Here is an 11,656-nt window from a genome sequence, read left to right as displayed (position 1 = left end):
GCGTTCGCCTGCCGCCCCATCGGATGGAACCACCGCATGCGCCGAAACCGACGCCTGGGCCTGGCCGCCCTGTCCCTTCTGCTGTTCTGCCCGCTCGCGCAGGCGGGCGTGCAACTGGTGGTGGACGGCGTGGACGACACGCTCAAAGGCCCGGTGATCGCCGGCGTCGAGCTTTCCCAATACGCCAATCGCGACGTGAGCGACGCCCAGGTGCGCCGCCTGTTCGATCGCGCACCGCAGCAGGTGCGCGCCGCGCTGGAGCCATACGGCTATTACGAGGCGAGCGCGGATGGCGAGATCCTGCAGGTCGGCGCCGACTGGCGCGTCACGCTGCACGTGAAGCCCGGCGAGCCGGTCATGGTTACCTCGTCCGAGGTCCGGCTGGATAAGGACGCCGACGACATCCCCGCGATCCGCCGCGCCAGGCGCGCGATCGAGCGACTCAAGGGACAGCAGCTCAATCACGGCACCTACGACAGCGCGCGCGACGCGCTCGGCGCCGCGCTCACCGCCAATGGCTTCCTGGGCGCGCGACTGGTCACCCACACCGTCGAGGTCAACCGCGCCAACCGCAGCGCGCAGATCAAACTCGCCTGGGAGGCGGGCAAGCGTTACCGCTATGGCGAAGTGCATTTCGAGGGCTCGCAGTTCAACGAAGGCTTCCTCGATCGCTACGTGCCGTTCAAGCGCGGCGATTATTTCCAGCAGGACCAGCTGCTCCAGTTGCAGCAGGCGCTCAATGGCGCCGACTACTTCTCCGTGGTCAACGTGCTGCCCGACGTGGACGAGGCCAAGGACGGCGTCATCGACATCACCGTGCAGCTGGCGCCGGCCAAGCGCACCATCTACACCGGCGGTCCGTTCATCGGCACCGATACCGGCGCCGGCGTGCGCGCCGGCATGGAACGGCGCTGGATCAATCGCCGCGGCCACAAGTGGAAGAACGAGCTGGTGCTGGCGCAACGCCTGAAGACGCTGTCCACGCTGTACTCCATCCCCATGCCCGGCGACAACCAGCGCGCCTTCAATTTCGGCGCCAACTTCCGCGATGCCGACACCACGACCTCCAAGGAGCGCACGCTCGAACTGGTCGCCAACGAAAGCCGCCTGTGGCATGGCTGGACGCGCACCATCGGCCTGCACGCGCTGTCCGGCACTTTCACCGTGGGCAAGCGCGCCGGCGAGAACAACGACGCCGAAGGCATCGAGCGCGGCCGCAGCACGCTGTTCTATCCGGAGGCCTCGCTGTCGAAGAAGAAGGCCGATAACCCGACCTTCGTGCGCAACGGCTGGTCCATCGACGTCTACGCGCGCAGCACCGTCGGCACGCTGCTCTCCGACACCAGCTTCAGCCAGATCGCCGCGAACGCGAAATGGATCCGCGCCTTCACCCGCCGCGACCGCCTGATCCTGCGCGGCAGCGCCGGTTACACCTGGACCAACGACTTCAATGCGCTGCCGCCGCAGCTGCGCTTCTTTGCCGGCGGCGACCGCTCGGTGCGCGGCTACGGCTTCGAGTCGATCGGCCCGCGCAACAGCTACGACCGCGTGATCGGCGGTCACAACCTGCTGGTCGCCAGCACCGAGGTCGAGCATTACTTCACGCGCAACTGGGGCATGGCCGCCTTCGTCGACGCGGGCAACGCCTTCAACGGTACCGACTACCGCCCGCGCATCGGCGCGGGCCTGGGCCTGCGCTGGCTCTCGCCGGTGGGCATGATCCGCGTCGATCTCGGTACTCCCGTCCATGACAAGCGCGAGCACGGGGTGGAACTGCACCTCGTGATCGGCCCGGATCTGTGAGGAGCGCACGATGAAATGGCTCAAGCGCATCGCCCTCGCCTTCGGCGTGCTGCTGCTCGTACTCGCCGTCGCGCTGTGGTGGCTGCTGGGTAGCGCCTCCGGCCTGCGTTTCGCGCTGGCGCGCGCCCAGGCGGCTACCAACGGCGCACTCACCGTGCAGCAGGCCGATGGCCGCCTCGTCGGGCCTCTGCGACTCAAGGGCGTGCGCTACGACGACGGCCAGGGCATGGACGTGAAGGTCGCCGACGTCGCGCTGGACCTGCGCGTCTGGCCGCTGCTGCGCAAGCGCGTGCACGTGCTGGACCTGCAAGTGGACGGTGTGGACGTCGCGCTGCCCAAGCCGAAAGAAGAGCAGCCGCCCAGCGAAAGCAGCTTCTCGCTACAGCCGCCGCTCGACATCGTGCTGGACAACGTGCACGTCGGCAGCGTGCGCATCACCCAGGCCGGCGAGCCGCTGTTCCAATCCAGCCGCCTCGACCTCGCCGGCCAGTGGACCGGCAAGGGCGTCGAGTTGCGCAAGCTTTCCCTGCTCGCGCCGGATGGCCATGCCGATCTCAACGGCGCGCTGGTGATCGAGACCGGCGAGAAGGGCGACGGCAGCGCCGGCTTTGCCTGGAAGGTCGCCGGCGTGGACTACGCCGGCACCATCGAAGCGCAAGGCGACGGCAAGCGCATCAAGGCCGACCTCAAGCTCACCCAGCCGACGGCACTGCAGCTGACCGTGGACGCCGCGCAAAGCGGTGACTACGCCTGGAATGCACGCCTGGATGCACCACGCTTTAATCCCAAGCCGCTGCTCGGCGACAGCTCGCTCAGCGCGCTCGGGCTCGCCGTGCAGGGCAGTGGCGACCGCCACGGTGGCGCACTGCAAGGCAAGGTGGAACTCAACGACTACCAGTTGCTGCTGCAGCCCCTGCGCGCACGCTTCAGCGACGACTTCAAGACGCTCGCGCTCGAGCAGCTCGCGCTGGGCTCGCCGCAGATCAAGGGACAACTAGAAGCCAGCGGCACCGTGCAGCTCGGCGCGCAGCCTGTCAGCGGCGACCTGGCCATCAGCTGGAAGGATCTGCTGCTGCCCGCCTCGCTGGTCGGCCAGGACCTGGCCAGCCACGGCAGCCTCAAGGCGCGCGGCAGCGCCGACGCTTTCCATGCCGAGGGCGACGTGGATGTCGGACCGCCCGGCAAGCTGGCCAAGCTCGCGCTCAATCTGGACGGCACGCCGAAGGCGATCAGCCTGCACACGCTGGAGCTCAAGCAGCCGCAGGGCGGCATGCAGGCCAAGGGCACGCTCACCCTGAAGCCGGCGCTGGCCTGGCAGCTGGACGCCACCGCGAACAGGCTCGATCCCGGCCAGCTGCTCGCCGGCTGGAACGGCGCGCTGGATTTCGACATCGCCACCACCGGCACCCTGCCCAAGGACCAGCCGGATGCCACGCTCGAGATCCGCAAGCTCGCCGGCACGCTGCGCGACCGCGCCGTACGCGGCCAGGGCAAGCTGCATCTCACGCCCGAACAGGTCGTGGACGGCACGCTGGACCTCGCCTCCGGCGGCAGCACCATCAAGCTTCAGGCCCGGCCCGGCAGCAGCAACGACATCCAGCTCGACCTCGCCATCGCCTCGCTCGGCGACTGGCTGCCCGATGCACAGGGCCGCCTGCAGGGCGATTTCCGCCTGCGCGGACGCCAGCCGACCTTCTCGCTGGAAGGCGACCTGCAGGGACATGGCATCGTCTATGCGGACCAGGCGATCGATAGTCTTCGCCTCACCGCCAGCGTGCCGGATCTGAGCCATCCCGGCGGCAAGCTCGATCTGGAAACCGGCCGCGCCACCGTGGGCGGCCTGGCATTCAACCGCATCGATCTGCGCGGCGACGGCACCGCCGAGCGCCATGGGCTGACCCTGCAGGCGACCGGCGAGCAGCTATCCACCCGCGTCGCGTTGAACGGCGGCATGAAGGGCAGCGCATGGAACGGCACGCTGTCCACGCTCGACCTGGAGCCCAAGGGCCTGCCCCGCTGGCACCTGCTGCAGTCTTCGCAGCTGGCCTATAACGACGGCTCGATGAGCCTGTCCGAGCTGTGCCTCAGCGCCGGCGAGCCGCAGCTGTGCCTCGCCGCCAGGCAGGACAAGGCCGGCAACCTCGACGCCAGCTACCGCCTGCGCGATCTGCCGTTGGCCTTGCTGATGACCTTCGCCGGACCCGACATGCCGATGCGCGCCGACGGTACGCTCGGCGGCAGCGGCAATATCCGCCGCAACGCGGCCGGGGCGCTCAACGGCTCCGCGTCGATCACCTCCTCGCGCGGCAGCGTCACCTACCTGGAGCATCCCGAGCATCCGCTGCTGGCCTACAGCGATCTCGCCGTGCAGGCACAGCTCAGCCCCGGCAGCCAGAGCGCGACCCTGCGCGCCAGCCTCAGCGACGGCGGCCGTCTGGACGGCCAGATCGCCGTCAACGGCGCACAGCAGGCACTGAGTGGCCAGCTCGAACTGCAGCTGCGCAATCTCGCAGTGCTGGAGCTGTTCACCAGCGAACTGGCCAGCGTGAAGGGCGCCGCCAACGGCAACTTCCGTTTCGGCGGCACGCTGGCGCAACCGCAGGTGATCGGCCAGGCCGCGGTCACCGGCTTCGCCGCCGAAGTGCCCTCCGCCGGCCTCAAGCTCGACCAGGGCCAGCTCACCGTCAGCACCGCCGATGCGAAGCAGTTCCTGATCGGCGGCAGTGTGCGCTCGGGCAAGGGCACGCTGCGCATCGACGGCCATGCCGGGCTCGGCGAGGGCGCGACCGCCGCGATCGGCGTGAAGGGCAGCGAGTTCACCGCGGCCGACATCCCGTCCGTCAAAGTGATCGTCTCGCCCGACCTGCAGATCACCCAGGACGCGAAAGGCATCAACGTCGGCGGCGCCGTCACGCTCGATCTGGCCGATATCGACGTCTCCAAGCTGCCCGGCGCCGGCGCCACCAAGGCCTCGCCCGATGTCGTGGTGGTCGACCAGGAAAAGCAGGCAGAGAAAGCCGCCGCCATGCCCATCACCGCGCAAGTAAAGGTGGATCTCGGGCGCAAGACGCACCTGGTCGGCCTCGGCCTGGATGGCCGACTCGGCGGCACGCTCACCATCAGCGAACGCCCCGGCCGCACCACCACGGGCCAGGGCCAGATCACCGTGGACGGCATCTACAAAGCCTACGGACAGAACCTGCAGATCGAACAGGGCCGCCTCCTGTTCGCCAGCACGCCGGTAGACAACCCCGGCCTGGACATCCGCGCCTCCCGCAAGCTCAATCCCAACGCCACCATCGACGAAGGCCAGAAGGTCGGCCTGATGGTCAGCGGCACCGCACAGCGCCCGATCCTCACCGTGTTCTCCAACCCCGTGATGGAGCAGTCCGATGCCCTCTCCTACCTGATCACCGGCAAACCGCTGTCGCAGGTGAAGGGGGGCGAAGGCGACATGGTGGGCGCCGCCGCGCAGGCGCTGGGTTCGGCGGCGGGCGACCTGCTGGCCAAGAGCGTGGGCAGCAAGCTGGGCATCGACGATGTGGGCGTGTCCAGCAACGAAGCGCTCGGTGGCACCTCCGCCTTCACCGTCGGCAAGTACCTCTCGCCGCGCCTGTATCTGAGCTACGGCGTGGGCCTGTTCGAACCGGGACAGGTGATCACCATGCGCTACCGCCTCAGCCACCGCTGGAACTTCGAGGCGCAGAACGCGACCGATTTCAATCGCGCCAGCCTCAATTACCGCATCGAGAAGTAAGGCTCCGCTCCATTCCGGAGCGGAGCCTGGAACCCGCGACGGCTAGGCCTGGTGCGCGTGGCAGCACCCGCCGGCGTGCCCATACGCGTCGCGCAGCCGTACCCAATCGCCCAACGAGTGATGCGGCCCGTTCTCGTCGCGCCCTTTCGGCATGACGTCGAGAAATCCGTACGCACCGAGAAACTGTTCGCCGCCACGCCCGAACGTGGAATAGGTGTGGAAGATGCGGCCTTCCTCATCTTTGAGGAACACGCTGTCGCCCGAGTAGTCGGCCATCTCGGGACGCTCTTCGCGATAGTTGTAGATCGCCTTGCCGGCCGCCATCTGTTCGGGCGTGAACGAGACCTGGAAGTCATAGTTGAAGTTGCTGCGGTATGCGGACACGAACGGGAACGTCCAGCCCATGCGCCGACGCACCGCCTCGATTTCCTCGATCGGCGCACGCGCGATGGCGACATACGACACGTCGTGGTTTTCCAGATGCACCTGGATGCCTTGCAGATGGTCCACTTCGAACGAGCAGCCGATGCAAGGATTGCGCTGGCCCGGCGCCAGCATGAAGTGCTTCACGAACAGCTGGCTGCGTCCACGGAACAGATCCGTCAGCGTCAACTCGCCCTCGGGGCCATCGAACACGTACGGCTCGGTCACCTCCACCCAGGGCAGCTCGCGCCGCGCGGCGCTGAGCTCGTCCTTCAGGCGGGTGAACTCCTTTTCCTTCGCCAGCAACGCCACCCGTTCTCTGGTCCATGCGTCGCGGGATACCACGCGATGAGTCATGACGATGTCTCCTGTGCAAGTCAGTGCGCCGACACCGGCGCGTCGGATGCGGCATCCATGTCGCGCGGACGGAGCAACGTCGCGCCAAGCGTTGCGCCGAGCGCCGCGAAGCAGGCGCCGGCGAGAAACGCCGCTCGATAACCGGCCAGCAAGGCCGCACCGCGCTCCGCTCCATCGGCCAGCGCCGCGCCGGTCTGCGAAGCGGCCAGGCTCGCCAGCACTGCCAGCCCCAGCGCGCCGCCCATCATGAAAGCGGTATTCACCAGCCCCGAGGCTAGGCCCGATTCCGACGGCTCCACGTCGTTCATCGCCGCCAGCAACACCGGGTTCAACGCGATGCCGGCACCCAGTCCCAGCAGGATCATCCCCGGCATGATGTCGAGCACGTAGTGCCCATCGAGCGGCACGCGCGCGAACAGCAGCAGGCCGGCCGCCGCCAGCGCCAGCCCCACCGCCAGCGGCTTGCGGATACCGAAGCGCATCACCAGCTTCGCGGAGATGCCCAGCGAGAACAGCGCCATGATCAGATTGGCCGGCAGAAAGGCCAGGCCCACTTCCATCGGTCCATAGCCAAGCACCAGCTGCATATAGAGCGCGGAAAGAAAAAACCACGCGAACATCGCCGCCGCCCACAGCACACCCACCGTGTTCGACACGGCGATGTTGCGCCGGACGAACAGGCGCAGCGGCATCAGCGGCTTGCGAACGCGTGCCTCGATCGCGAAGAACAGCGCCAGCAACGCCGCCGCGCAGCCCAGCTCGCCCAGCGTGCGCGCGGATGTCCAGCCGCGCTCGTTGCCATTGACGATGGCGTACACCGCCAGCATCAGCGCGCCGGTCACCGTGATCGCGCCGCTCACGTCGAGATGACGCGTATCGCTCGCGCCCCTGGTGGCCGGCAGCAGCCGCGGCGCGAACACGATCACCGCGATACCGATCGGCAGATTCACCAGGAACACCCAGTGCCAGGTCAGCGTGCTGGTCAGCACACCGCCCAGCATCGCGCCCAGGCTGCCGCCGCCAGCGCATACGAAGCCGTAGATGCCCATCGCCTTGGCGCGGTCGCCCGCCTCGGTGAACAGATCCATGATCAACGACAGCGCCACCGCCGTGACCACCGCGCCGCCCAGGCCCTGCACCGCCCGCGAGGCGATCAGGAAGCCCTGCGTCTGCGCCAGGCCGCAGGCCAGCGATGCCAGCGTGAACAGCGCGATGCCGAGCAGAAAGAAGCGCAGATGGCCATACAGATCGCCCAGCCGTCCGCCCAGCAGCAGAAAGCCGCCATAGGTCAGCATGTACGCGTTCACCACCCAGGCCAGTTCGGTGTCGGTGAACTTCAGGTCGGTTTTGATCGAAGGCAGCGCCACGTTCACGATGGTGGTGTCCAGCACGATCATCAGCACACCCATGCACAGCACCAGCAACGCGATCCAGCGGCGTCGCTCGTGGTGTTCGGCGTGCATCCCGGGGGAAACCTCGTTCGTCATGTTCGGCTCGCTTGTGAGAGAGATGACCGGTGCATCTTGCGCCGGGTTTGTGGGAACGACGAATGTCGAAGGTTGGAATCGACAATTTCGAAAGAACTCTTCTCTCCTCCGGAGAGCACGCGGGAAGAGCACATGGATGTGCTCCGCTTTTCTCGCTCATGAAAGCCGGGTGGAGGAGCGAGGAAGATGGCGGCAAGCAGACGGGGGCCGGTGCTCGCGGAAGAAGCTCTACGAAGCAGGGCACGCTCGAAGGCTCCCGCTTCTACGCTCCGTAGGTCCCCCTCACCCCAACCCTCTCCCCCCCGGGGAGAGGGAGTAAAGGGCATTGCTGCGCCGCGGTTTGACACATCTCATTTAGAACGATTCAAATCGGGCTTCCGCGCCAGGCCACACCCCAGCGCCAGGCGCCTCCAGAGGGGAAACACACGCATGCGCCATCGGGTCCGCACCTTCGCCACGCGCCGTCTGTCATGGGCTCTGCTGCTAGCTCTGCCGCTGGCCCACGCCGCGTCCGACGACGGCTTCTATCGCTCTTTCGAACGAGGCGAACCCGCCCCGCTGGCGGCCAAGGGCACGCTCGCCACCGACGTGACCGGCGGCCCGGATAAAACCGTCGTGCTCACCGCAAAACCCGGCGTCGGCTTCACCGGACTGCGCTCGCTGCATTACCGCGGTCCCGGCGGCAAGGTGCAGGAAGCATCCCTGTTCGACGTGAAGATTCCGGTCGGCGCCAGAACACAGCTGTCCTATCTGCTGTTCCCCGTCACGCATGGCGACGACCTCGCCAATCCGTCGACCTACGCCGCGGTCGACCTGATCTTCGACGACGGCACGCGCCTGTCCGCGCTGCCCGCGCGCGACCAGCGCCGCATCGCCGCCAGCGCCCGCGCGCAAGGCGAAAGCCGCACGCTCTATCCCAATCAGTGGAACCGGCTGGCCATCGACCTGGGCGCGGTGGCCAAGGGCCGCACCATCACGCGCATTCTGCTGGTGCAGGATGGTCCGGCCGGCGCGGTCGAGGGCTTTCTGGATGACCTGCGCATCGCCGATGCACCGGCCGATACCGCGACGCATCCCAGCGATTACGTCATTACCACTCGTGGCACGAACTCCAATGCCGACTTCTCGCGCGGCAACAATTTTCCCGCGGTCGCCGTGCCCCACGGCTTCAATTTCTGGACGCCGGTGACCGATGCCGGCTCCGACTGGATGTACCAGTACCAGCAGCGCAACGGCGACGACAATCGCCCGCGCCTGGAAGCCTTCGCGCTCTCGCACGAACCCAGCCCGTGGATGGGCGACCGCCAGACCTTCCAACTGATGCCGGCCGCGGCGGATGGCGCGCCCAGCGCCAACCGCAAGGTACGTGCGCTGAGCTTCGATCACCACCACGAAGTCGCGCGCGCCGACTATTACAAGGTGACGTTCGACAACGGCATCGTCGGCGAAGTCACGCCGACCGATCACGCGGCGATGTTCCGCTTCACCTTCCCCGGCAAGCGCGGCCAGCTGGTCTTCGACAACCGCACCAGCGAAGGCGGTATCACGCTCGATCCCGCCGGACGCGGCTTCAGCGGCTATTCCGACGTGAAGAGCCGCCTCTCCACCGGCGCCACCCGCCTGTTCTTCTACGCCGAGGCCGATCAACCGATCACCCATAGCGGCCGCCTCAGCGGCGAAGGCCGCGACAGCGTCACGGCATGGATCGGTTTCGACACATCCAGGCACAAGACCGTCAACCTGCGCATCGCCACTTCGCTGATCAGCATCGAACAGGCCAAGCACAACCTCGCGCTGGAAATCGCATCGGACGACAGCTTCGACAACGTGCGCGAGCGCGCGCGCCAGCGCTGGGACGACCAGCTCGGCATCGTCGCTGTGCAAGGCGCCGGCCGCGACGAACTCACCACGCTGTATTCGAGCCTTTACCGCCTGTTCCTGTATCCGAACTCGGCCTTCGAGAACACCGGCAGCAAAGAGCAGCCGGTGTATCGCTATGCCAGTCCGTTCTCTGCGCCGGCCGGCAGCAACACGCCCACGCAGACCGGTGCGCGCATCGTCGATGGCAAGGTCTACGTCAACAACGGTTTCTGGGACACCTACCGCACGGCGTGGCCCGCCTACACCCTGCTCGTGCCCAGGCAGGCCGGCGAGATGATCGATGGCTTCGTGCAGGAGTACCGCGATGCCGGCTGGATCGCACGCTGGTCCTCGCCCGGCTATGCCGACCTGATGGTCGGCACCAGCGCCGACGTCGCTTTCGCGGACGCCTGGCTCAAGGGCGTGCGCAACTTCGACGTGCGCGGCTTCTACCAGGCCGCGCTGAAGGACGCGACCGTGACCAGCCCGGTCGCCGGCGCGGGACGCAAGGGCCTGCAACGCTCCAACTTCAACGGCTATGTCGACACCGGCGTGAAGGAAGGCCTGTCCTGGTCGATGGACGGCTATATCAACGATTTCGCCATCGGCAATCTCGCCGCGGCACTCGCCGCGCAAGGCGACGCCGCCGATCCGTATCGCGCGCACTATGCCGACGACGCGGCGTACTTCCATTCGCGCGCGCAGGATTACACCCACCTGTTCAATCCGGACATCGGCTTCTTCGTCGGCCGTGATGCCAAGGGCCAGTGGCGCTACACCAAGGCGCAGTTCGATCCGCTGCGCTGGGGCGACGACTACACCGAGACCAATGCATGGAACATGGCGTTCCATGCGCCCCACGACGGCGCCGGCCTGGCTGCGCTGTACGGCGGACGCGACAAGCTCGCGGCCAAGCTCGACCAGTTCTTCGCCACGCCCGGCGAGTTCCACGTCGGCGGCTATGGCGAGCCGATCCACGAAATGCTGGAAGCGCGCGACGTGCGCATGGGCCAGTACGGCCACAGCAACCAACCCTCGCACCACATCCTCTACATGTATGCCTATGCCGGACAGCCATGGAAGACGCAGGACAAAGTGCGCGACGCGCTCTCGCGCCTGTACGCCGGCAGCGAAATCGGCCAGGGTTATCCCGGCGACGAAGACAACGGCGAGATGTCGGCGTGGTACGTGTTCGGCGCCGCCGGCTTCTATCCGCTGCGCATGGGCTCACCCGAATATGTGATCGGCGCCCCGTACTTCCCGCACATGGACATCCGTCTGGATAACGGGCGGCATATCGTGATCGACGCGCCGCAGGTGAGCGATCGCAACCGCTACGTGCAGAGCGTTCGCGTCAACGGACAGCCGTGGAACCGGCTGACCCTGCCGCACGAGATACTCGCCAATGGCGCCACGCTGAGCTTCGAGATGGGCCCGCAGCCCTCGCGCTGGGCCAGCGACGAGGCGGCGCTACCAGCATCGCTCAGCGGCGCGGCGGGACCGCAGCCGCTGCGCGATCTGACTGACGGCAGCAAGGGCGAGCGCGAAGCGAAAGGCATCGCCAACGTCGATGCGCTGTTCGACAACGACGGCAGCACCCAAAGCGCGCTCGCACCGAACGCGTCCGTCAGCTGGCATGGCTCCGCTCCGGCGCGCGTGGCGATGTACACGTTGACCTCGGCGATGAGCGGCGACGCCCCCGCCGACTGGACGCTGGAGGGATCGAACGACGGCAAACGATGGACCGTGCTGGATCGCCGCCATGACGAGCGCTTCCCATGGCCCGGCCAGACGCGTGTATTCGGCATCCGGCAGCCGGGCAGCCACTCGTGGTATCGGTTGAGGTTCGGCAACGCCGCGCCGGCGGCGCTGGCCGAGCTGGAGTGGCTGGGCAATGGAGAGACGTCACCGCACTGAACCGGCCCGAGGCTTCGCGTATAGTCGGCCACCATGCCAACGCATGCAGGGA

The 11,656-nt window shown here is 67.3% G+C and carries 5 protein-coding genes; 3 read left to right on the top strand and 2 right to left on the bottom strand.

The features are described 5' to 3' along the window. The first annotated feature begins 36 nt into the window (after window positions 1-36). Both ACNR9O_RS02135 and ACNR9O_RS02130 read left to right on the top strand, forming a co-directional pair. On the top strand, window positions 37-1,803 hold the full coding sequence (locus ACNR9O_RS02135) for an autotransporter assembly complex protein TamA (RefSeq protein ID WP_473683360.1): 1,767 nt from the start codon (window positions 37-39) through the stop codon (window positions 1,801-1,803). A 10-nt stretch (window positions 1,804-1,813) separates the two neighbouring features. Then, window positions 1,814-5,560, top strand: coding sequence for a translocation/assembly module TamB domain-containing protein (locus tag ACNR9O_RS02130; RefSeq protein ID WP_473683362.1), 3,747 nt, complete (start codon window positions 1,814-1,816; stop codon window positions 5,558-5,560). A 42-nt stretch (window positions 5,561-5,602) separates the two neighbouring features. Here ACNR9O_RS02130 and ACNR9O_RS02125 read toward each other — a convergent pair whose 3' ends face one another. Together ACNR9O_RS02125 and ACNR9O_RS02120 are read right to left on the bottom strand one after the other, a co-directional pair. After that, complete coding sequence (locus ACNR9O_RS02125) at window positions 5,603-6,340, bottom strand: DUF899 domain-containing protein (protein WP_473683364.1); 738 nt, start codon at window positions 6,338-6,340, stop codon at window positions 5,603-5,605. 20 nt (window positions 6,341-6,360) lie between these two features. After that, on the bottom strand, window positions 6,361-7,827 hold the full coding sequence (locus ACNR9O_RS02120; protein ID WP_473683366.1) for an MFS transporter: 1,467 nt from the start codon (window positions 7,825-7,827) through the stop codon (window positions 6,361-6,363). A gap of 429 nt (window positions 7,828-8,256) precedes the next feature. Here ACNR9O_RS02120 and ACNR9O_RS02115 point away from each other — a divergent pair, with 429 nt between their 5' ends. Continuing rightward, the gene (locus ACNR9O_RS02115) at window positions 8,257-11,604 is read left to right on the top strand and encodes a GH92 family glycosyl hydrolase (protein WP_473683368.1); all 3,348 of its coding nucleotides are present in this window, start codon (window positions 8,257-8,259) and stop codon (window positions 11,602-11,604) included. Window positions 11,605-11,656: the final 52 nt, after the last annotated feature.

The organism is Dyella sp. CR10 (assembly GCF_055814425.1).
Note: the sequence above shows the minus strand (reverse complement) of the source record. Positions and strands in the feature narration are given on the sequence as shown.